Origin of the sequence: Sphingopyxis sp. BE235 (assembly GCF_031457175.1) — a bacterium.
Taxonomy (GTDB): Bacteria; Pseudomonadota; Alphaproteobacteria; order Sphingomonadales; family Sphingomonadaceae; genus Sphingopyxis.
In genome coordinates this window covers 25,948-47,453 of the sequence record NZ_JAVDWC010000008.1, presented here as the reverse complement: position 1 = coordinate 47,453, position 21,506 = coordinate 25,948, and the positions used below count along the sequence as shown (strand labels likewise).

Genomic DNA, 21,506 nt, shown 5'->3' with positions numbered 1-21,506 from the left:
TCGTCACCGGTGACAGTTGATTGGCAAGATTGGACATTTCAATTCTCCAGAAGAAGGAAAGCCCGGCACGCGGCCGGGCTTTCAAATTTGGGATCGGGATGGGCCGTCCTGGCCCGCGGCGGCTATTCGGCCGCGACGACATCGCCGCCCGCGACATCGTCATTGAGCGCGTCGGCGAGACCCGGCGGAAGTGCGCCCCCGGCGTCATCATTCGCCGCATCCGGAACCGGAGCGGGCTCAAGGTCAGGATTACGCAGCGGCGCCGGGAGCCAGTCGCTGTCTTCGAGCAGCCGCTCGGCCTCGCGTGCCATATCGGCCTTTTTGAGATGGTCGATCATCCGGGCAAAATTATCGCCCCGCGCTTCGGCGACGTCGGCGATGATCCGCGGCTTGGTCACGCTGCGGAAATAGCCGTCGGCCGTCGGACGCCAGCCCGCGCCGAGCACATCGAGTCCCACCGCCTGCGCCAGCACATGGCTGTGCGCGATCCGGCGCTCGACGCCATGCGCCGAGATGCGGCCATTGTCATATTTGGGCACGATCTCGGCCTGCGCGTTGACGCAGAGCGACGCACAATGCGCGAACAGCTTCGTCTGCTCCTCGCCATCGAGCGTCAGCAGATAGTCCCACACCTCCTTGTCCGACTGCGGGAGCCGCTCCTTCCATTCGGCCGCGCGCGCGTCGATCGCCTGCGCCGGGCCGCAATCGCGCAAATTGGTCGGCGCGTTGGTGAAATAGACGCGGTTCGGCGACACCTGAACGCAGCTTTCCCTGCTGCTCGAATAGAAGCAGCCGAGCACCAGGGCATGGAGAACCGAAGCGAAGGCGGTCGCCGGATCCTGCGCGAAGGCGTCCTGAAGCGCGAGCGTGCGCCACGCCGTCAGATCCGACACGAGCCGATCGGGAAGGGGCCGGAGTGTCTCCACCTCCTCGTCCTCCCCGGCGTCCGCCGACACCGCGGCTTCGCCGCCCGCGTCCGGGCCGGCGGACCGGGCATCGCCGTCCGCGGCCGAATGCGCTTCGTCTTCGGACGCTTCCGCCTTCGGCTCGTCCTCGGGCTTCACGAATCCACGCTCGACCCGCACCGAACCATCGCGATCGATCGAGACGAAGGCACCGGCGATCGCCATTTCGGCCGGGTCGAACAGCTCCGGCCGGTCCGCGAGCGTACCGAGCTCGGTCTCGACTGCATCGAGACGCGCGTGGACCTCGGCCGGAACCTCCGGGGCATCGGCCCATTCACCCTCGAGTTCCTCGGCTTCGGCCTCGAGCGTGGCGACGCGCGCCAGCTCGTCCTCGCTCATCGGGGTCACCTCGCGGTCGATTTCGCGGAGGCCGCGCGTGGCGTCCCACGGCAGGTCGATCGAGGTCGTCACCCATTTCCAGCCCTCGGCAAGGACGCGCTCGCCTTCCGCCTTCAGCTTCTCGTCGACCAGCCGATCGAGAAGCGCCGGATCGGTGAGCCAGCCGCCGCCGTCGGCTTCGAACAGGTCGCGCACGACGCCGCCACCGGCTTCGACATAGGCGCCCAGACCGACGAAGCATGTCCGTTTGTCGGCGGCGCGCACGCTGTTCTCGGTCAGCTTCTGCCGAATATAGGCCGCCGATTTGTTGAAGCTGTGTTCGAGCTGGTCCCACAGCTCTTCCTGGCGCGCATGGTCTTCCGACACGGTGAACGCCATCAGCTGGTCGAGCGTCATCGCATCGTCGGCGTAGAGGGTGTGAAGCTTCGGCGAGACACCCGCGAGCTTGAGCCGCTGGCGCACCGCGGCCGGCGTGGTGTGGAAGTGCGCGGCGATTTCCTCGATGCCGGTGTCCTTCTCGACCATCGCCAGCATCGCACGAAACTCGTCGAGCGGATGAAGCTGCTCGCGAAAGCTGTTTTCGGCGAGACTGTCCTCCTCGGCGAGGATATCATTGTCGGCAGCGCGCACGACGCAGGGGATCGGCGCATCCTTCGCGAGCCTTTTGCGCTTCACCAACAGTTCCAGCGCGCGGTGGCGGCGCCCGCCGGCCGGTATCTCATACCGGCCGGTTTCCTGGCCGTCGGCACCCAGCAGCGGCCGGACGTTGAGGCTCTGGAGCAGCCCGCGCCGGTCGATGTCGTCGGCCAGCGCGTCGATCGACACGCCGGCCTTCACACGCCGGACATTGGACTGCGACAGGACCAGCCGGTCGAGCGGGATGTCGCGCGACGGGCTGAGGGTGATTTTGGCGGCAGTTCTGGCCATGGCCATTCTCCATGACGGGCCGCCGCGAGACACTCTCCCGGCTTTCAAGCCCGTCACGAAAACCCGGCCCTCCTCTCCCTTTGGGGCCGCCGCAGGCGGACCTATCCGCACCCGGAAATCCGGCAGCCACGCCCGCTCATCCGCGCTGCCGCTTCGCGCAAACGCCGCTCGCCGAGCAGGATCGAGCCCGCGCTGCGAGCCGCCGCGGCATAGACCGAGAGCGGATGATGCGGCGTGAAGCCGAGATCACGCTCGATACCAAGGCCGAACGGCAGCCGGACCGCTTCGAGTTCGGCCAGCGCGAAGCTGCCGAGCTCGGGGCATCCGAAGCCAAGGTCGGCAAGGCCGAACAATATGCCGTCCTCGTCCATCTCGGTCGCGAGCCAGGTCGCCGATCCCACCGGGTTGAAGAAGCGCACGACGGGCGCCGGATCGGGCTCGCGCCCGCCGCGCGCGACGGCTGCACGACGGGCCGCGTCGTTGGCGCGCAGGTGCGCCGCGAGATCGGGGGTCAGGAGTTTCATGTCGCCGCCCTGCCCGCCAGGGTTGGGGCGTACATGCCGGCCGGGCGGACGCCGGGCCGCGCGAGCGCCCGGGGCAGGAAGAAGGGATGATATGTCATGCAAGGTCTCCGCGGCGGACCGGAGGCAGGGCCACTCCCGCCTCCTTCGATCCGCTCACCAGGACCCGTGCCTTCCTCTCGCTCTCTTTCCGGCGCCCCGCGGCACCGTCCGGCGACCGGAATATAGATGCAGATCTGGGGCCAATTTTCCGGGGCCCGCGCCTTTCCCGTTTCCGGCCAATCGATTAGGACCGGGAGGCGATCGCCGTCGCGCAGCAGGGGCCAGGGCAAAAGCCCGCCTCGCCGAGGGCCGGGACCAGTCGCATAATGTCCCATCTGTCGTCCGTGCCGGAGAGGAACCGGGACCGGCGACCCAGGGAGCGGCTCGCGGGATCGACGGGTTGGGAACGTGCCGGCGACCGGACGGTCACAGTGAAGCATTTTTGTTTGATGGAGGAACTCGCCCTCGAAATTTCCACGGCGACGAATGAGGACGGGCTCTTCGAAGCCCTCGCGCGCGCATCGATGCGCCTCGGCTTCGACCATTTCGCGCTCGCCTATGACCGGCGCGGCAATGCCGAGCCGGCATCCCTGCTGGTTCACAATTACCCCGATGCCTGGGCCAAGGTCTATGTCGGTTTCGATCTTGGCGGTGCCGATCCGGTGCGCCGCGCCGGCGAACGGTCGATGACCGGCTTCCGCTGGGACGAGATCGAAAGCTACATCCCGCTGACCCGCAGCGACCGGCAAATGCTCCATGTCGGCCGCGAATATGGTCTCGCCGACGGCTATACGGTGCCGCGCCACCTCCCTGGCGAGGCCAGCGGCGCCTGCTCTTTCGTCCTGCGCCCGCAAAGCGAGCTTCAGGACGATATGCTCCGCATTGCCGAAATCATCGGCGCGCTCGCGATCGTCTCGGCACGCCAGCTCGTCGGCGCCGTGCCGCTAAAAAGCAAAGCGACGCTGAGCGAACGGCAGCGCGAGTGCGTATTATGGACCGCACGCGGCAAGACCGCGGCCGAAGTGGCGGTCATTCTCGGGATCGGCGAAGTGACGGTCGTCCAGCATCTCAAGACCGCGCGCGACCGCTATGACGTGCATTGCGGCCAGATGCTGACCCTCTGCGCGCTGTTCGATGGCCTCATCGGATTCGGGGACGTCTATGACTGGTGGCACGCGCGCTGACCGCGTCAACGACGACTTGTCCGGAAATTCAGCAAGGAGGCAGGCACGCCCGGAATGACAGCCGAGGCAAGGGCGTGCCGCTCAGTCGCAGCACGCGCCCTTGCCTCCGATCTGGATCGGCGGGCAGGGCGTGGTTCCATAGGAGCAGAACACGCAGCAGTCGCCGGGCTCGGGCCTCAGCACGGCACCGCAGCCCTTGCAGTCATAGAAGAACTGACAGGCGTCGGTCGGCATCGTTTCCGTCTCGCGATGGCCGCACTGCGGACAGGTGATCGTCGAACGAAGGTCGGGGCCGGCATCAGACATAATGGTAGCCCGCCCACAGCAGCGCCGCGCCAAGCAGGAGGCCGGCAAGCGTCAGGATGCGCACCCAGCGGGGCGTGCAGGCACCGCCGGGGCCACAGCGCGCGGCCGCGCGCTGCTGGCGGAACAGCAGGAAGGCGCCGAGAATGAGGCATGCCGCCCCGATCAGAAGAAGCGGCGTGCGATAGGGCATGGCGACCATCGCGATGCCGCCGAGCCATGCGGCTCCGATCCCCGCAGAGGCCAGCAGGAAGGGCAGCGCGCAACAGGATGCAACGCCGAAAGCCGCGGCGATGCCGGCTAAGGTGAACGCGCCGGCGTCGATACCCTTGGGGCGATTCTGCATTGGGATCGGTTCCTTGTGCGGTGTGAGGGGACGCCGTAGCATCTGTAGCAGCTACAGACTCAAGAGGTATTTTTGCGATGGCCGCAACCAGAGCGATGCAGATCGGCGAACTCTCGCGCCGCACAGGCTGCAACATCGAAACGATCCGCTATTATGAGCGGATCGGCGTCCTCGACGTTCCGCTCCGGCGCGGTCGCTACCGCAACTATGGCGAGGAGGATGTAGGGCGCCTCGGCTTCGTGCGCCGGGCCCGAGAGCTCGGTTTCACCCTCGACGAGGTGCGGGCGCTGCTCCAACTCGCGACTGGAGGCCAGGCTGCCTGCGCCGAGGTGCGCGACGTCGCCTCGTCGCACCTTGCGGATGTGCGCGCGAAGATCGCCGATCTCAAGCGGATGGAGCGTGTCCTCGCCGCTTCGGTACGGGCTTGCGAGGCCGGCGACGATCCCGCCTGTCCGCTGCTCCAGACGCTTCGGGCCGGTACACCGCACGGCTGATCGTCCGGATGACACCCGCGTGACGACGAGCGACAGGCTCAACTATCAAGAGCTTCTGGAATCGCGCGGATCATCCTCATATCTGGGGATACGCGCAGTCCACGGAAAATGATTTGATTCCCGGCACCAACAGCCGAGGAATCATCATGATCGACACGACCCCGCGGGCGCCCGCCGCGCCCGGGAACGCGGCGCTGCGCGCCATGTTCGCCGCGCGCAAGAGCGTCTTCATCGACCTGCTCAAATGGGACCTGCCAGTACTCGCCGGCCAATATGAGCTCGACCATTTCGACACGCCGGCGGCGCGCTATCTCATCCTGCTCGACGCCGATGGCCGCCACCGCGCCTCGGCGCGGCTGCTCCCGACCGAGGGCGCACATCTCCTTGGCGATCATTTTGCGCATCTGTGCGCCGGCGACGTGCCGCGCGGCCCCACCGTGTGCGAGATCAGCCGCTTCTGCCTCGACCGGGACCAGGACGCAGCATCGCGCCGCGCCGCGCGCGACCAGCTGGTGACCGCCCTTGCAGAGCATGCGCTGCGCGAAGGCATCACCGATTATACCGGCGTCGCCGACCTATGCTGGTTCGATCAGGTCCGGGAGTTCGGCTGGAGATGCGACGCGCTCGGGCCGAAGGCCGCGGATCCGGGTGGGAGATTGATGGCATTGCACATCCATATCGACGCGCATGTGCTCGACGACCTCAAGCGCGGCGGCGTCTATGCGCCGCTCTCGTTCCGCCTCGCCGACGACGATGGGGAGGCGGAAGCATGACCGGTCTTGCGTCCGATGATCTTGCCCGGGAACTGCGCGAGACGGGATACTGCATCGTCCCCGACCTGATGCCGCCGGATGCGATTGGGGCGCTCGACGCCGATCTCGATCCGGTCTTCGCCGCGACACCGTTCGGGCGCGGCGACTTCTACGGTCACCGCACCAAAAGATTCGGCGCCCTGATGAAGCGCTCGGTCTGGGCGCAGGCACTGGCGCTCGAACCGACAATCCTCGCGGCGGTCGAATCCATTCTCGGCGACGCCTGCGAGAGCATCCAGCTCAATGTCGCGCAGGCGATCGAAATCCATCCGGGCGAGATCCGGCAGTTTCCACACCGCGACCATGACATGTGGGCGGGAGAAAAAGGCGCGCACGAATATCTGCTCAATGTCATCTGGCCGCTCACCCCCTTCACCGCGGACAATGGCGCAACGCACATCTATCCTCACAGCCATGGCGCGGAGGGCATGGCGAAGATCGACCCCGGCGAGCCGATCATCGCTGCGTGCGACCCGGGCGCCGCGATCTGCTTTCTGGGCTCGACCGCGCATGGCGCCGGCGCCAATATCACCGACCAGGTGCGGCGCGGTGTCGTGATCGGCTACAGCCTCGGCTGGCTCAAACCTTATGAGAATTTATGGCTCGCCTATCCCCCCGAGATCGCGCGCGGCTTCCCGCGCGAGCTTGCCGCGCTCGCGGGCTATCGCCAGCACCGTCCCAATCTCGGCAATTATGAAGGCCAATGCCCTTCGTTACTCCTCGGAGGCGATATCCCGGAGCATATCGGCGCGGTCGATGGGCTGCGTCCCGACCAGATGGCGATGCTCGCAGAGTTCGCGGCGGCCGAGCGGAACGGCGCATGAGCCCCGCGCATGTCGTCGAGCCAACTTATGAAGCGATCAAGCGCCGGCTGATGGCCGGCGGCTGGGTGCCTGGCAGCCGGCTGGAATCGGCGAAGATCGCCGATCAGCTCGGGGTCAGCGTGACGCCGGTGCGTGATTGCCTCTACCGACTGGCGGGCGAGCGCATGGTCGATTTCAGCCATGGCGACGGGTTTCACGCGCATCGCCTGTCCGAGACCGAGTATCGCGACATGCTCGAACTCCATCTCATCCTGCTGCTCGCTGCGCTTGCGACGACCCCGCGCGGGCGCGCGACGCCGGCTCCGCAGGATGGCGACTATCCCGATCGAACCGCCGGACTGTTCATCGAAATGGCAGCGCGGTCGGGCAATGGCGAACTGGTCGCGAGCATCACCGCGCTCGGCGACCGCCTCCATCTGGCGCGGCACCTCGACGAACAGCTTGTCGGCGAAACAGTCGCCGAACTGGATGCGCTCGCGGCCGCGCTGACAAGCGGCCCGCCGCATGAGACGCGCAACCTTCTGCTCCGCTATCACGAACGCCGCGCCGGCGAAGCGGCCAGCTATGCGCGGCTGCTTGGAGGCGCGTCATAGTGCCAGACCCGGTGCCCAACGTCTGATTCTGCCCATAATCCTTGTCTTTGCGCGGCCATGCTGACATGATTCGGGGTGCGGGACAGATTTGGCAACGCCCGCGCGATATTCTCGCCAGCCATTATGAACGCCCGTCCTTGTCGGACTGGCGGCCGTTCCGGACCATGCCGCTCCCACGCGGCCAAACGGCGGCACAGCGTTGGAAGATCGATAGCCGGGCAAACGCCGGCCAGCGATCTCGTGCCAATCGGCTGTGTAAATTGTCATCATACCCTGCCAAGAAACTGTCGCAGGAGCGCCACCCCTTTTCGGTGTCGTCGGCCTGTCACGCGCATCCCGACGACCGGCCCGTCGTGGCACCGGCGGACGCTTGCGACCTCGATGACGCTTTTCGGGCGCATGGTCCTTGGCTCTTTCATTTTCTTCGCCGAAGGGCTGGGCCCGAAGAAGCGCCGGATCTCGTGCAGGAAGTTTTCGCGCGCGCGGCGGGCAGCGAGCAGCGTCACAGCCTCGCCAATCCGGGCGGCTTCCTTCGCCGGATAGCGCAGAACCTGCTGATCGACCGCGCCCGGAGGCAGCGGCGCAACCCCGCGCTTTTCTTTTCCTTTCAGGAGGAAAGCGATGCCGCCAGCCCGCCGCAGCAGGAATGGAATATGGAAGCCGACGACCTTCTCCGGCTCTATGAAGAGGCGGTCGACGCCATGCCACCAAAGACACGCCGGGTGTTTCTGATGCACCGGGTCGACGAACTCAGCTATCGTGAGATACATGAATGCCTCGGCATCAGCATCGCGACGGTGGAATATCATATGATGAGGGCGCTCGGCTTTATCGCAAAGGTGGTGGACGGCGGCCGATGAGTGAGGCGTCTGACGACTATCCGGTCGACACGGTAGCGCACGCCTGGCTCGTGAAGATGCGCGGCGAGAACCCCGATGCGCACCGCGGCGAGTTCGACGCCTGGCTTTCGGCCTCGCCTGATCACAAGGCGGCCTATGAACGGATCGCGAAGAATCTCGCCGCCTCGGCGATCCTGAAATCCTCGCCGCGTCACGGCACTGCGCAAACCGAACAGCGCAGCGGCCGACGCCGGGCCGGGCGACGCTGGCTGTCGGCGGGAGCCGTGATCGCCGCCGCTGCGGTGGTGTTTCTGGCTTTCGGCGCCGGAGGCGCTCCGCTTTCCGGTCCGCTCGGAGACGGTGCGCTCGCGGCGCGCGCGGCCGAGCCGCTGGTCACCCGCCGCGGGGAGATCCGCAGCTTCCGCTTTGCCGATGGTTCCACCGCAGTGCTCGACACCGATAGCCGGCTCGAAGTCTCATTTGCGCAAGCGACACGCCATCTGCGGCTCGCCAAGGGGCGCGTCCGGCTTTCGGTGAGCAAGAATGAACAACCGCTTCGCGTCGAGGCCGGCGACGGCGTGGTCACGGCCGAGGATGCGGCATTCGATATCGGTTTCGAGGAAAATGGCGCGCTCAGCGTAACGATGCTGCGCGGCGAGGCCGATATTCGCTTCGGCGGCGCCCCGGAAACCGGCGCCCGGCACGCCCAAGTCCTGTCATCGGGACGGTCCGTGACCTACGGCCCGCACGGCAAGGAGCAGCCACCAGCCGCATCGCCGACACAGCAAGACAGCCGCGAATGGCCGTCGGGCTGGGCGGACTATCGCTCGGTCCGGCTCGATCAGCTCACTGCCGAAGCCAATCGCTACGCGGCGAAGCCGATCATCATCGACGACGCAGGAACCGCGGGGCTCGAGGCGTCGGGCCGGTTCAGGATCAGCCAGCCCGAGACAGTGGCCGAGCGGCTCGCCCAATTGTTCGATCTGGAGATCAGCAAGCGCGCCGACGGCATCCACCTGCGCCACCGATAATTATTTCATCATTCCCCTAAGGCGGTCGCCGACCCGGCGTCATCGCTCCCCCAAAGGCCGTGTGCCCAAGCACCCGGTCACAACCCAGGGGGAGTATGATGATGTCCGGAAAGTCTCGTTTTTGCTTGTCGCTGATGGCCGGTGTGGCCTGTCTGCATCCCGTTGCCGCGGCGGCTCAGTTGCAGGATCGCCAGAGCTTCGATCTGCCAGCGCAGGATCTCGACGAGGCACTGCGAAAAGTGGCTGCGCAGGCAGGAATCGAACTCTATGCGTCGAGTGCCGATCTCGCAGGCCGGAAGGCCCCAACGCTAGACGGAAACATCACTCCGCGCGAAGCAATCGAGACCCTGCTGCGCGGAACCGGGCTGACCCCGCGCTTCGAGCGCGGTTCGGTCATCATTTTGGGGCGAGCGCAGTCCGAGAGCAGTCCGGCACAAGAAGACATCGTGGTGACCGGCAGCCGTATCGCGGGCGCCCCGTCCGCAGCCCCGGTTGTCCGAGTGACGAGCGAAGATATCCGTAACGCAGGCCAGGCCGATCTCGGCGAAGTTGCGCGCAGCCTCCCGCAGAATTTCGGCGGCGGATTCAACCCCGGCATCGGCAACGGCCAGGGAGCGCCAAACGAGAACGCCAACGTCAACGGCGCCTCGACCTTCAACCTGCGCGGGATCGGTCCCAATGCAACGCTGACTTTGATCAATGGAAATCGCTTCGCCTATACCGGCGTGTCATCGGTGATCGACGTCAGCGCCATCCCTGTTTCCGCTGTCGAGCGGATCGAGATCGTCGCGGATGGGGCCTCGGCCATCTATGGCGCGGACGCCGTCGCGGGCGTGGTGAACATCCTGCTCAAGCGCGACTATGACGGTGCGTCGGCAATGGCGCGCGTCGGCGCATCGACCGATGGCGGCAATGTCCAGCAGCAGTACGGGCTGCTCGGCGGCAAGGCGTGGTCGTCGGGCGGGCTGCTCGCAGCCTATGATTATAGCCGTTCGTCGGCGATCCGCGCGGGGGATCGCGATTATGCGGACGCCGCCAATGCGGAAACGATGCTCTTTCCCGCGACCTGGCGGCACTCGCTGCTCCTGAGTGGACATCAGGCGATCGGTCCGGATGTGACGCTTGCTGCCGACCTTCTTTACAAGAAGAGTCGGCTACACTCGGTTACCGGATACAGCCTGGCGCTCGCCCCCGACCAGTTGGGGCTCGACAATGTCAGTACCTCGGAATCCTTCGGGATCGCCCCAAACATCTCTGCGGAGCTCGGCGGGGACTGGCGCTTCAAGGCGAGCGGCTTCTTCGGCACCGATCGCACGGGCGGCTTCTCCGACCTCTTTTTCGGGGGAAATTTGCTCGCACACATCGACAAACATTTTTTCAACCGCAACCTCGCGCTTGAAGCGGGCTTCCAAGGACCACTGTTCGCCCTGCCGGCGGGCGACGTGCGCATTGCCGTCGGCGGTGGGGCGCGGCGCAATCACTTCTTCGCGGCGTCCCCCACGGGCGATGTCCGGCGGCGGCGTGACAATCTCTTTGCCTATGGCGAACTGCTGGTCCCGGTCACGGCACCCGCGCAAGAGATTGCGGGATTGCACTCGCTCTCGCTCACAGCCGCGCTCCGCTTCGAGGATTATTCGGACGCGCCGAGCATTATGATCCCCAAGCTCAGCGTCGTTTGGGAGCCGGCGGAGATCCTCCGCCTCGGTGCTTCGTGGGGGCGTTCGTTCAAAATGCCGACGCTCTACCAGCAGTATAGCGGCTATTCGGCGATCATGGGACGCGCTGCCCGCTATGGGAACGGTTATCCGGCGAGCGCGAACGTCATCTTCGCGGCGGGCCCCGACAGTCGCCTCGGACCCGAGCGTTCGGAGAATATTACGCTGAGCGCGCAGCTTACTCCTGCGCGCGGCCTCGAATTCTCCGCCACTTGGTACAGGATCGATTACACCGACCGCGTCGCGACGCCGATCCCGTCGCTCGTCGGCGTGCTCGATAATCCGCTCTATGCCGATCTTGTTACGCTAAACCCCGATGCGAACGATCTTGCCGCGATCATTGACGGCGCACTTCTCGGCCTGGAGAATAGTACGGGCCGGCCCTACGACCCTGCGACCATCGTTGCTTTCATCGACGCACGCGACCGCAATATCGCGCGCCAGCGCTATTCGGGCGTCGATCTTTCGATGCGCTACCGCATTGAATTCGATGGTGGGAAAGAGCTTGCGCTCTCGACCGCGGGCAGTTTCCTGAAGAGCCGCCAGCAGATCCTTCCCGGCGCTGCCTGGACGTCGCTCGCCGGCACATTGTTCCGGCCATCGCGCTTTCGCGGGCGTGCCGGAGTTACCTATGGCGGCGACCGTTTCACGCTCGCCGCCTTCGTCAACCATATGAGCGGGCTCGATGACGATCGGCAGGCGGTGCGCATGCGCATTCCCTCCTATACCACGCTCGACCTCACGGCGCGGGTGCGCCTTGGCAAGCGGACCGACGTGTCGCTTGCCGCGCTCAACCTGTTCAATGCGAAGCCGACGGCGATTGTCACCGCCCTGCCCAGCGAGACGCCCTACGATACGACAAATTATTCACCGGCGGGGCGCTTCGTCGGCCTCACCGTGCGGCAGGAGTGGTGAGCATGATCCGCCCTCTTCTGCTCGCAGGGGCGGCACTGCTCGGCGCGGCGCTGCCGACCTCGCCGGCCTCAGCCGCACAGAAAGCCGGCCGCAGCTGGACGATCGACGATCAACTGACGGTCCCCGAGGTACGGGATCTCGCGGTCTCGGCGGATGCGAAGAGCGCGATCTATGTCGTGCGGATCGCCGACCGCCAGAGCGACCGGACGGTCGCGCTGCTGCGATATGTTGATCTGGAAAAGGGCACGACCCGCGAGCTGCAGCGAGCCGCGTGGATCGATCAGCTGAAGCGCATTCCCGGAACGGGGGACTGGAGCGCGCGGCTCGATAAGGGCGATGGCGTCCAGCTCTATCGGATAGGGGCGAGCGGCGCTGTAACCCCGATCGTCGCGCATCCTGCGACTGCAATTTATGGCGATACCGAGGGTGCTGTGCTTCCGGGCTATGGTCATGCGCCGCTTGCTACGGGGGTGCGGGCGCACAGCTGGTCTCCCGATGGGCGCTGGCTCTGGTATGTCGTCCTTGACGCCGCACCGTTCGTCAAAGCGATGCGCTACGACGACGCGGTCACTGCCGAGCGCGCGCAGCGCCGCGCCCCCGGCCGGGCCACTGCCTCGATCTACCTCCGCGATCCTGAGGGCAGGGACATTCTTCTCGCGACGCGTCCGCAAAGCGACCTTCGGACATTTTTCGACAGGAGCTTCGTCCAGTGGGAGAAGGATGAGGTGCGGTTCGATGTGATGGAAACGGACCCCGCCGGAGGGCAGCAGGTTGTGACGATAGGCTGGTCGTTCACATCGGAAAAAATTCGAGTGGTGGATGGCAAAGCCGCTCGCGGTTACTGGCGCCTCCCCGGCCTTCATGGCGGCCGGCTGTCGTCGGAAGGCACCGGCGATACGCGCGAGCTTGTCGAAACCATTCCCGGCGACGAGCGGCGGAGCTTCGGACGCTTTCCCTTTGCGGTGGGCGATGCCCGCGCGGCCGGCGGCTTCCTGTCGCCTGATGGAAGGCGCGCGATTGCGGGGTTCCGCACGATCGACAATCCTCGCTTCGGGCTAGCAATCATCGAAAATGATCGTGTCCGAACGATTAGTAGCGCTCTCAGCCTCAACTATTGCGACTTTACGGTCTCGCTCACCAAAGGCGCCTGCATCGCGCAATCGCAGACGGTGCCGCCATCGGTGGTGCGCGTCGACGTTGCGAGTGGCGGCATAACCCGCGTGGCATCGGTCTCGGCCGATCACGAAGGGATCGCGCCGCTTCGGATCGAACCCCGAACTTGGATCAATCGACATGGTTACAAGGCGACCGGTTATATCGTCTGGCCGCGCGGATACACAAAGGGTCGGCAATATCCGGCGATCGTCATTACGCATGCATCGGACGCGGACGACCGCTTTGCAACGCACGAAAATCAATGGGAATATCCGGCGCAACTGTTCGCCGAACGGGGCTATGTCGTACTGCTCGTCAATAGTCCGACGTCCCGCCAAAACGCCGAAATCGATGCCGCCTATGAAGCCTGGGTCAGCGAGACGAAGGCGGTTTCGCCAGAGAAGCTGAGGCAGCTAATTTGGTTGAACTCGGTCGCGACCTTCGAAGATTCCGTGAAGGAGCTCGTCGATCGAGGGATCGTGAATCCGGCGCGGGTTGGGATCGCAGGTTACAGCTTCGGCTCGCAAATGACGAATGTCACGATCACGAACAGCTCGATGTTCCGCGCGGCATCGAGCGGCGACGGCGGCTATCTCGAACCGGCCTTCTATTTCAACGTGGCAGGTTCTTACGGCACGGTGTTCGGCGGGCCGCCAACCGATCCGGCGGCGCTCGCAAATTATCGCCGGCTCTCTCCGTCGCTTCGTGCAAACGAAGTTTGCGGCGCGGTGCTGCAACAGGTCGCGGCACCGCTCATTCCGTCGATTGATCTTCACGCCGCGCTCCGCAAGGCCGGTGTTCCCGCGCAGCTCAGCCTTTATCCGGGCGAGAACACAGCGACAGATGAAACGCACATCTTCCACATCCCGTCGAACCGCATTCTTGCGATGGAGGAAAATATCGCGTGGTTCGATTATTGGCTCCTCGGCAAGCGCGATCCACAATCGCCTCACGCCGACCGCTACGCGCTATGGGACAAGATGCGTGACGCGGCCCCGCGCAGTTGCAGCGCCAAAACGGCGAACGATGAGAACCGACATTAGCTTTCGACCCGGCCTCCCTCCTCCCACCAGCGCGTCCATGCCTCGGCCGCCGCGAACGTCAGGATCCGGTGATCGCGTCCATCGTCCCGCCAGCCTTCCTTGCTTGCTCGGATAAGCCAGTCGGGGTCGATCAGCCCGGCGCCGACGAGCTTGCCCTCCAGAAGCATTTCGACGGCCATCGTTCCTTGAGCGTCAAACACGCGCCGGACAAACCCGCCGGGACTGCCTTTCGTCCTGCGTTCGAGAATGAGATCGGGAAGGAGATCACGGAACGCCATGCGCGCTACCGCACGATCGCGGCCCCCTCGCACCCAAAACCACGACGGAATCGATAGGCAGAGTTCGAGGACCGGTTGCGACAGCAAAGGGGTGATCTGGGGCGGGCTGATCGCACGGGGATAGAGTTCGATGCTCTTTTGGGCACGGGCCAGCATGGCAACATGCGCTGCCTTGCCCGGGAGCGCGCCCGGCGGCGCCGCGAACCAGGGATGCCGATCTCCTTCCGCCACAGCAGCGGCCCGGCCCGTAGATCCGAGGCCCGTAAGATCGATACGCCTGCGATGCCCGCCCTTCCGTCGCCGAATGCGTTCCCAGCCTGCGCGGACGACGTCGATCATGCCCGAGCCGGTCAAGTCGGCAAGGTCGCGCGCGGTAGCGAACAGTCCCGGGTGAAGTCCCTGTGCAAGAAAACGGTCGGCAAGCGGCGCCGCGCTGCGCAGGGCGCAGAAAACATTGTCGCCGCCATTGCCCGAAAAATATCCGTCGATCGGCCTGTCGCGCGCGAGTCGGCGATGCTCGGCCTGAAGGGCGGGGAAGTAGTGGGCAGCAATGGGCAGCGGCAGGTGGCGCATGACCGGCCTAGTAACGTCGACGGTGCCGAGGTCGAAGATCGGCGCATCAAGCCCGACACCGAGCCTATCGACGAGGGCCTTAGCATAGCGCCGCTCATCCCCATCGGTGCCGGGCTCGACCATGGTCAGACACCGGAACCTTGGTATGCGCGGGCCGAGCGCCGCTGCTACAATCGAGCTGTCGAGCCCGCCCGACACGCCGACTAAGATGTTGTCGAAGCCGGTCGACCAGGCGCCGATGCTGTCCTTGAGCGTGTCACGCAGAGCGACAGCCGCAGCTTCGAACCCGCAGCCCTTAGGCGGGCGAACATGGTCCCATGGGGACCATGCCTGCTCGATCCGGTTCCCGTCAGCCGTTACGACGAGACGCTCGCCGGGAAGCAGTTCCTCGACGCCATCGATGCCTGTCTTTCGGCCGATGAAGTCGATCCCGCCAAACATGCGCGCCAGCGCGCTATAATCGACGGCGACTTGTCCCGGCTCGGCGATGGCCGTCATATCGCTGGCCAGCACGACACCGCTCGCCGCGCGGCGCATATAGCATGGCATCATTCCGGACGGATCACGCATCAAGGAAACTGTTCCGTCATCGCCGATCAGCATGGCAATATAGCCACCCCAATAGCCAGCGAGCAGCGCCAAGCCGCGCGTCTCGGCGATCGATTGCCGTTCGTCCCGATTGAGATCGGTCACGCGGCCCGATGGTATTTCACGCCGGAAGAGCGGCCCGACGATGCAGCCCCTTTCCCCAAGATCGATACACGGCGCCGCACTGCATAACCGCGCAACGGACGAGCTGAAGACCGGACACTCCGTCGCGGTGCTGGCAGGCGACGGCGGAAGACCCGACGGCGCAATGTCGAGGCGGAAGGCAAGTCTCATCGCACCGTCAGCAAGGGCTTGAAATTCCGGACGCGGTCCAGGGGATCGCTGAGTACGACAGAGCCTGCCTGAACCCAGCAATGCGCTGCGAACGGCAGCATCACTCCGATGACGAGATCGACGCCCAGTCCGCGGCGCGCAAGCATCGTTCGCATGGCAAGCCCCCGGACGAGGCATTGGTCGGTCGCATCGCGATAGCGCGATGCCCGGGCAAAGGCGGCGGCAACGAGTCTGCAGGGATCTAGTCCAGTTTCGGGCAGCCCCGTCGGGATAAGGAGAGTGCCAAGCTGCCGGGCTGCGAGGTTGCGGCGAGCGCGCCATTGGGAGGCGACGGCTTCCAAGATAAGCCAAGGGTGCGATGCCCCGGTTGGACCATCGAAGATGCTTTCGGTCGGATCAGGAGCCAGCGATGGTGGGACTGTGGGAACGCCAGCCTCGACCAGATTTCGTTCGACCAGCCAAGCGGTCTGCTCTTCACTCGCCTTGCCCTTCGCAAACGCCTCAAACGCTTCGGCTGCAACATCTTCCAGCAGGAAGTAGCGGCTCGCCGAAAGATCGAGGCAAATTATCCGTGTGCCTATTGCGCAATATCTGAGGTCGGAGCGGAGGCGGTAGGAGGCCATATGAGATATATGCGTGCGTGCGGCACCGAGGCGCCGCACGCCCGGTGCATCAGTCGTCGGTCTGGATGCCGGCGTTGTATGTCCGCTGGAGCGTCGCAAGGTCGATCGGACCTTCGACACCGAGGCCGCGGGTTTCGGTGCGCGCATCGCCCAGATCGACGATACCGTTTTCACGCTTGTCCATGGCTTTTCCTTTCATCATTCGCGACCGAAATGAGTCGCAGTCCGACGCTAAGCCACAGCGAAAAGCTGCTCTATTTTATAATCCGTTTATTTTCTGAACGTGCGATCAGGGTAAAAAGGTGACCGCGCAAAGGAAACGCGCGTCGGGAGCGCATACCGTCACCTTTAGCTTTCGCCTGGACATACGTGACGGAACCCGGTCACACGCCCGTATTGATAAGGCGCCAAGATGTTCTGGTCGAAACCGGAATTGTCGCAATGGAAACTGGCCCCAAATCTGGATGTATTTTTCTGAAATCATTATCGAGGCCGAACCGTGGCTGACGGACCGCGAGCGCCCAGCGAGCGCCTGATCAATGGAGCGCACCCTGCAACAAGGCGGCCATGTGCCCAATGAGTGCGGGCGGAAAGCCGGGGCATGTCGGCTTTCAACGCCCGCAATTTGGAAATGCCGCCGGTTCAGAGTGCGGCGGGGCCCGATACATCAGGTGCCGCGCCCTCAGGAGCCGACCGACAGGCCGGCGGGAAAGAGCGCGCCCGCAGCCCCGCTCCTTCCGGCAAACCTAATCGAAGACGATGACCTTGCGCGCGGCGGGATCAAATGTCTCGATCACGACCGCTTCATCCTCGACGGCTGGCGACGAGCGTTCGAGGAGTTCAACCTTGGCCGAAAGCACTTCGGCGTAGGCTGCGGGGCAACAAAGGATGAACTCAGTGCCGTTTCCATAAATGCTGCCCCAGTTGACATAGATGGTGCTCCATCCATGCCGCCGTTCCCATTCGATCTGTCGGGGTTCGCCTCGTTCGGTTCGTCCGGGATAGGGTTCTGTCGACAATATATGGACCCGCGCTTCGGGATCGAACCAGCAATGATCATGATCCGCGACGGGCGGACGACTGTCATACTCGTGCGTCGGATAGCATCTGCGGGCGCTTGAGGGTTTGAGACCGGTTGCGTCCATGAACTGCAGCGCACGGGCGATCCGGCCAATATACCATTGGATTTCATTGGCGTGGCGCTGCTGGCCCGTCCGCTCCAGAAAGACCGAGTCCTCGATCTTGCAGGCGCCCAGATAGCCCGTCAGATGGTGACGCCGTACCAGCTCGGTCAGTGGCGCACGCAATTTGAGATCAATGTGCGCGGTGCCGCTTTCCCTTGTTTCATATCCCCACCAGTTCTGACGAACCATGACATTGTGGAGCGTGGATCGGCTTGGAAGTTTCCGTTTCGCATCGACATAGCCTTGGAACCCGCCTGCACATGCCGCGAGGTCGAGCGCATCGTGCCGAGGGACCGATTGCTCCGCCTGGATTTGCTTGGCGAGCGATTTCAACCCGGCGAGGGTGGAATATTGAAACATCATCGCAGGTCTCCGTGGGCTTCGGACCGGCGTCGCCTGCTACCGCCCCCAAAGCCACGAAATGCGATGGGTCAGTGATCAAAACAGTGCCATTATGGCTTCGCAAATGCAGACGGCAGGCCCCTGTTGAAGGCCTGCGAGAAATCTGGCGCAGCGCCAATGACAAGTCAATCGGCAAGAAGGCGGGCAGCGAGCTTGAGCCCTCTTGCGTCGAGCGGGCCTCCCCTGCACGGCTCTGAAGTCGCAACGCGCCCAGAGACGGAGAGTATGGGATGAAGAGATTTCTGCGGCGGCTCTTTGGAACGGAAACCCAAAGCGAGCTGCCCACGCGCCCAAAGATAACAGGTCTTCGCATGCAGAAGTTCGGGCACGACCTCGTTCGGATCGAGTCGATCGGGTTTTTCGGTCATCATGCCGCATCCCCCAATGGAGATTTTCACCTGATTTGGGCGGATCGAAATCGTGAAGGTACGGTCGGCGGATACCGCCGCGAAGGCCATGGTTCCTGGTCCCTGCTTCACGGCGATGAAATTGTCGCAACGGGACAGCTCGAGCGTCCCGCGGATGGAAAGACCGCGAACAATGGCAGCTTCATCATCCACGACCGCTTGTTCGGCGATGGCCTCAAGGGTCGGTTCGTAGCCTTCGGGGCCGACGGCGCAAAGCTGGTCGAAAAGGAACTGAGCGCCAATCTGATAAGCAACGGCCTGTCGGACGATGGACGCATCGCTATTTGTCAGACCGCAAATGCCCCCGGCAGCACCGACAGTTGCCGCTACATTCTTTTCGATCTCGAACTGGGGGATGAAATCGCTCGCTGGGAGGTCGAGACAGGTTGGGCGGACGGTTATGAGTTCGATACGACCAGTCGCCACGTCTACTTGTTACGGACGAACGCCTGCCGTGTCGGCTATGACTTCGACGGGGCTATGCTCGACCGCAAGAGCTGGCAGATCGAGCGCATCGGCGCTGGCGATCTTCATGTCATTCGTATGGTCCTCGCGTCAGAAAAGCCAATGGATCGCGGGATGCGAGAGGCACTTTTGGCCGGCTTGCATGTCGCGGCGCAAGGTTCTGAGCGCACGCTGCAAGCGCATGCTTTGCGGCTCTTGGGCGAATGGTACGAAAAGGAAGGCGCGATCCGGGAGGCGGTGGACGCTTATGAGAAGGCGTTGAGCATCGATGCCCGAATCGGCGTTGCTCGAAAGCTCGAAAAGCTTCGAAAATCTCTGCCATAATCTTGAAAATGGCGCCCCGTGCAGGATAAACATAACGAATATGTGTCGCCGTTTGCACTACCTTAGAGCGGGCGGACGCCGCCGACGCCAGCCTGGCGCCGTCTCCCACAGCCATTGGCGCTACTGCTTAGGCGAGATATCTGGCCGCTAGGGACCTAATGTTCGGGGGGCGAAGCTACGGTTGAATCGATCGATGTTCAATCGCGTAGGTTGATCGCTGCCATTCCAGCGGAGCGCAGATCTGCCCGATGCGAGCACGTCACTGGCTTCGGGTAACTTGAGCCGGGTGATCGACTGACCGCTGCCATGCTGCGGCAACGAGGTAGATCCCTGCCGCAATCATAGGCACCGTGAGCCACTGACCCATGTGAAGCCCTGTTCTGGCTGCGAAGCCGACAAGCTGGGCATCGGGTTCTCGGAAGAACTCGACCGTAAATCGGGCCAGACCATAGCCGATGAGAAACACCCCGACGAGCATCCCCGGCTTGCGCCGCGCGTCGGTGAACCAGAACAGGAAGGCGAGCACGGCGAACAGGACCAACCCTTCCAGCCCGGCTTCGTAAAGCTGGCTGGGATGGCGGGCGAGACCATCATGGCTTCCGGGGAACACAATCGCCCAGGGCACATCGGTGGGCTTTCCCCAAAGCTCGCCATTCACGAAATTGGCGAGACGACCGAAGAACAGGCCGATCGGCACGGTGCAGGCGACATAATCATGGACCCGCAGCCATTCGAGGCCGTGTCGTCGCGCGAACAGGATCAGCGCGAGCGAGACGCCGGCGGCACCCCCGTGGAACGACATGCCGCCATCCCACAGCTTGAGGATTTGCAGGGGGTGGAGGATCATCTCGGGACCGTAGAAGATTACATAGCCAAGGCGGCCACCCAGGATGACGCCGAGCGTCGCATAGAATACGAGATCATCAGCCTGCTGGCGGTTCATCGGGGCCGCGGGTTGGGCCAGCAGCCGCAACAGATACCACCATCCGGCAATAATGCCGGCGATATAGGCGAGCGAGTACCAGCGGATGTCTAGCGGGCCTATGGAGATGGCAATCGGGCTCAATCCGAGGCTGGCAAATGCGATATGGCTATCCAAGGATTGTATCCTGCCAGCGAGGACGGGTGCTCGAGCGCGCCATGGGATTACTCCGGTGCGATTGAAGCGCCGGCATCCTTGAGCGCCGCGAACCCGCCGGGGACGTGGGCGACATTCTCCACGCCCATATCCTTGAGTGATTTTGCGGCAAGCGCTGAGCGGGCGCCGGACCCACAATAGAGCACCAACCGCGATCCGGCGGCGAGTTTGGGATTGTGGGTGGGGCTTTGAGGATCGACCTGGAATTCCAGAAGGCCGCGCGGGACATGTACCGCACCAGACACCAGCCCTGACTTCGCGACTTCACCTGGCTCGCGGATGTCAACGAACCGTACCTCGGGATTGCCGACAAGTTTGGCTGCATCCTCAGGCGCGATAGTTTCGACAAGGGCATTCGCTTCAGAAACGAGCTGCTTCGAGGTGCGTGTTGGCATCGACTTTCTCCTGTAAATGAACCTGTAGCGGATCGCTCAGCCCTGCTCGGACTTGCCGCCTATTTGGCGTAGCCGCTCCGGCAAATCTGTTGGGCAATCACCGCAAAGCTTGTTTGCCGGAACGGCAACGTCGATCTTCTTCGGGTAGGGAAGATCGAGAGCCGCCATGATCGCGACAAATTCCTGAACGGTCTTGCCGGCAAGGCGCGGGTTTCGCTCACGCTCCTGCGCCACTGTCGTGATGTGGCGATGATTGTAGTCGTGAGCGGGGAAGATCAGACCGTCGCCCGGCAGCGTGAAAATCTTCTGCGTGACCGAGTGATAGAGCGTGGCGGCGTCACCGTTCTGGAAATCGGTCCGCCCACAGCCGTCGATCAGCAGGGCGTCGCCGGTGAAGGCGCGAAGACCATCGGGCTGATCGACCAGGTAGGTATGGTGGGCATCGGTGTGCCCCGGCGTAAACAGCGGCTGAAGCTTGAGCGCGCCGACGGTCAGGGGCTGGTCCTCGGCGACGCCGACGTCAGCACACGGAAGGCTGTCCATGGCGGGGTACGCGATCTTGGAGCCGGTAAGGCTGCGCAGATAGCAGGCCGAGGTGACATGGTCCGCATGCACATGCGTCTCCAACGTATAGGCCAGTTCGAGATCCAGTTCCTGAAGTGCGGCAAGGTCGCGTTCGATCGTTTCGAGGACAGGATCGATGAGGACGGCTTTGCGCGTTTCCGGGCAGCCGAGGAGGTAGGTGTATGTCGAGGACTCGGGTTCGAACAACTGACGAAAGATCATG

At 64.0% G+C, this 21,506-nt stretch carries 21 protein-coding genes; 10 read left to right on the top strand and 11 right to left on the bottom strand.

What is annotated here, in order from left to right; all coding sequences use genetic code 11:
• Positions 1–122: 122 nt before the first annotated feature.
• Together J2X38_RS22465 and J2X38_RS22460 are read right to left on the bottom strand one after the other, a co-directional pair.
• Positions 123–2,231 carry a ParB/RepB/Spo0J family partition protein gene (locus J2X38_RS22465; RefSeq protein WP_310257560.1) on the bottom strand — a complete coding sequence of 703 codons (2,109 nt, stop codon included), beginning with the start codon at positions 2,229–2,231 and terminating at the stop codon, positions 123–125.
• A gap of 101 nt (positions 2,232–2,332) precedes the next feature.
• Complete coding sequence (locus J2X38_RS22460) at positions 2,333–2,755, bottom strand: DUF2958 domain-containing protein (protein ID WP_053555749.1); 423 nt, start codon at positions 2,753–2,755, stop codon at positions 2,333–2,335.
• A gap of 488 nt (positions 2,756–3,243) precedes the next feature.
• On the opposite strand from J2X38_RS22460, the gene J2X38_RS22455 reads away from it, so the two are divergent.
• Positions 3,244–3,978: a LuxR family transcriptional regulator gene (locus tag J2X38_RS22455; RefSeq protein WP_053555750.1), complete on the top strand. Its 735-nt coding sequence runs from the start codon at positions 3,244–3,246 to the stop codon at positions 3,976–3,978.
• Positions 3,979–4,059: 81 nt separating this feature from the next.
• On the opposite strand, the gene J2X38_RS22450 is transcribed toward J2X38_RS22455, so the two are convergent.
• Both J2X38_RS22450 and J2X38_RS22445 read right to left on the bottom strand, forming a co-directional pair.
• Positions 4,060–4,284 carry a GDCCVxC domain-containing (seleno)protein gene (locus tag J2X38_RS22450; RefSeq protein ID WP_053555751.1) on the bottom strand — a complete coding sequence of 75 codons (225 nt, stop codon included), beginning with the start codon at positions 4,282–4,284 and terminating at the stop codon, positions 4,060–4,062.
• Entirely contained in the window at positions 4,277–4,627 is a 351-nt protein-coding gene (locus tag J2X38_RS22445) for a mercuric transporter MerT family protein (RefSeq protein WP_053555752.1), read from the bottom strand. The genes J2X38_RS22450 and J2X38_RS22445 overlap by 8 nt, the downstream gene beginning before the upstream one ends.
• A gap of 77 nt (positions 4,628–4,704) precedes the next feature.
• On the opposite strand from J2X38_RS22445, the gene J2X38_RS22440 reads away from it, so the two are divergent.
• The 8 genes from J2X38_RS22440 (at position 4,705) to J2X38_RS22405 (ending at position 14,048) form a co-directional block, all read left to right on the top strand.
• Positions 4,705–5,121: a helix-turn-helix domain-containing protein gene (locus J2X38_RS22440; RefSeq protein ID WP_053555753.1), complete on the top strand. Its 417-nt coding sequence runs from the start codon at positions 4,705–4,707 to the stop codon at positions 5,119–5,121.
• A 146-nt stretch (positions 5,122–5,267) separates the two neighbouring features.
• Positions 5,268–5,894 carry an acyl-homoserine-lactone synthase gene (locus tag J2X38_RS22435; RefSeq protein WP_053556400.1) on the top strand — a complete coding sequence of 209 codons (627 nt, stop codon included), beginning with the start codon at positions 5,268–5,270 and terminating at the stop codon, positions 5,892–5,894.
• Positions 5,891–6,757 carry a phytanoyl-CoA dioxygenase family protein gene (locus J2X38_RS22430; RefSeq protein WP_058818185.1) on the top strand — a complete coding sequence of 289 codons (867 nt, stop codon included), beginning with the start codon at positions 5,891–5,893 and terminating at the stop codon, positions 6,755–6,757. The genes J2X38_RS22435 and J2X38_RS22430 overlap by 4 nt, the downstream gene beginning before the upstream one ends.
• Entirely contained in the window at positions 6,754–7,350 is a 597-nt protein-coding gene (locus tag J2X38_RS22425) for a GntR family transcriptional regulator (protein WP_058818186.1), read from the top strand. The genes J2X38_RS22430 and J2X38_RS22425 overlap by 4 nt, the downstream gene beginning before the upstream one ends.
• Before the next feature lie 65 nt (positions 7,351–7,415).
• Positions 7,416–8,210, top strand: coding sequence for an RNA polymerase sigma factor (locus J2X38_RS22420; protein ID WP_286750098.1), 795 nt, complete (start codon positions 7,416–7,418; stop codon positions 8,208–8,210).
• Positions 8,207–9,220, top strand: a complete 1,014-nt coding sequence (locus J2X38_RS22415) for a FecR domain-containing protein (RefSeq protein WP_058818187.1) — start codon at positions 8,207–8,209, stop codon at positions 9,218–9,220. The genes J2X38_RS22420 and J2X38_RS22415 overlap by 4 nt, the downstream gene beginning before the upstream one ends.
• A 101-nt stretch (positions 9,221–9,321) precedes the next feature.
• Positions 9,322–11,850 carry a TonB-dependent receptor gene (locus J2X38_RS22410; protein ID WP_058818217.1) on the top strand — a complete coding sequence of 843 codons (2,529 nt, stop codon included), beginning with the start codon at positions 9,322–9,324 and terminating at the stop codon, positions 11,848–11,850.
• Positions 11,851–11,852: 2 nt separating this feature from the next.
• Positions 11,853–14,048: a prolyl oligopeptidase family serine peptidase gene (locus J2X38_RS22405; RefSeq protein WP_058818188.1), complete on the top strand. Its 2,196-nt coding sequence runs from the start codon at positions 11,853–11,855 to the stop codon at positions 14,046–14,048.
• Here J2X38_RS22405 and J2X38_RS22400 read toward each other — a convergent pair.
• The 4 genes from J2X38_RS22400 to J2X38_RS22385 all read right to left on the bottom strand — a co-directional run bounded on the left by J2X38_RS22400 (position 14,045) and on the right by J2X38_RS22385 (position 17,951).
• On the bottom strand, positions 14,045–15,781 hold the full coding sequence (locus J2X38_RS22400; protein WP_082660507.1) for an asparagine synthase-related protein: 1,737 nt from the start codon (positions 15,779–15,781) through the stop codon (positions 14,045–14,047). The genes J2X38_RS22405 and J2X38_RS22400 overlap by 4 nt on opposite strands.
• Positions 15,778–16,404: a lasso peptide biosynthesis B2 protein gene (locus J2X38_RS22395; RefSeq protein ID WP_058818190.1), complete on the bottom strand. Its 627-nt coding sequence runs from the start codon at positions 16,402–16,404 to the stop codon at positions 15,778–15,780. The genes J2X38_RS22400 and J2X38_RS22395 overlap by 4 nt, the downstream gene beginning before the upstream one ends.
• A gap of 49 nt (positions 16,405–16,453) precedes the next feature.
• Positions 16,454–16,588, bottom strand: a complete 135-nt coding sequence (locus J2X38_RS22390; protein ID WP_269433469.1) for a hypothetical protein — start codon at positions 16,586–16,588, stop codon at positions 16,454–16,456.
• A 562-nt stretch (positions 16,589–17,150) separates the two neighbouring features.
• Entirely contained in the window at positions 17,151–17,951 is an 801-nt protein-coding gene (locus J2X38_RS22385; protein WP_058818191.1) for a hypothetical protein, read from the bottom strand.
• Positions 17,952–18,220: 269 nt separating this feature from the next.
• On the opposite strand from J2X38_RS22385, the gene J2X38_RS22380 reads away from it, so the two are divergent.
• Complete coding sequence (locus tag J2X38_RS22380; protein ID WP_058818192.1) at positions 18,221–19,186, top strand: tetratricopeptide repeat protein; 966 nt, start codon at positions 18,221–18,223, stop codon at positions 19,184–19,186.
• 259 nt (positions 19,187–19,445) lie between these two features.
• On the opposite strand, the gene lgt is transcribed toward J2X38_RS22380, so the two are convergent.
• From lgt to J2X38_RS22365, 3 genes are read right to left on the bottom strand one after another with little or no spacing between them, the layout of a single operon-like run.
• Positions 19,446–20,285, bottom strand: coding sequence for a prolipoprotein diacylglyceryl transferase (gene lgt, locus J2X38_RS22375; RefSeq protein WP_082395462.1), 840 nt, complete (start codon positions 20,283–20,285; stop codon positions 19,446–19,448).
• Positions 20,286–20,332: 47 nt separating this feature from the next.
• Complete coding sequence (locus J2X38_RS22370; protein ID WP_054725933.1) at positions 20,333–20,719, bottom strand: rhodanese-like domain-containing protein; 387 nt, start codon at positions 20,717–20,719, stop codon at positions 20,333–20,335.
• Positions 20,720–20,755: 36 nt separating this feature from the next.
• Positions 20,756–21,505 carry an MBL fold metallo-hydrolase gene (locus J2X38_RS22365; RefSeq protein ID WP_054725930.1) on the bottom strand — a complete coding sequence of 250 codons (750 nt, stop codon included), beginning with the start codon at positions 21,503–21,505 and terminating at the stop codon, positions 20,756–20,758.
• Position 21,506 lies beyond the last annotated feature (1 nt).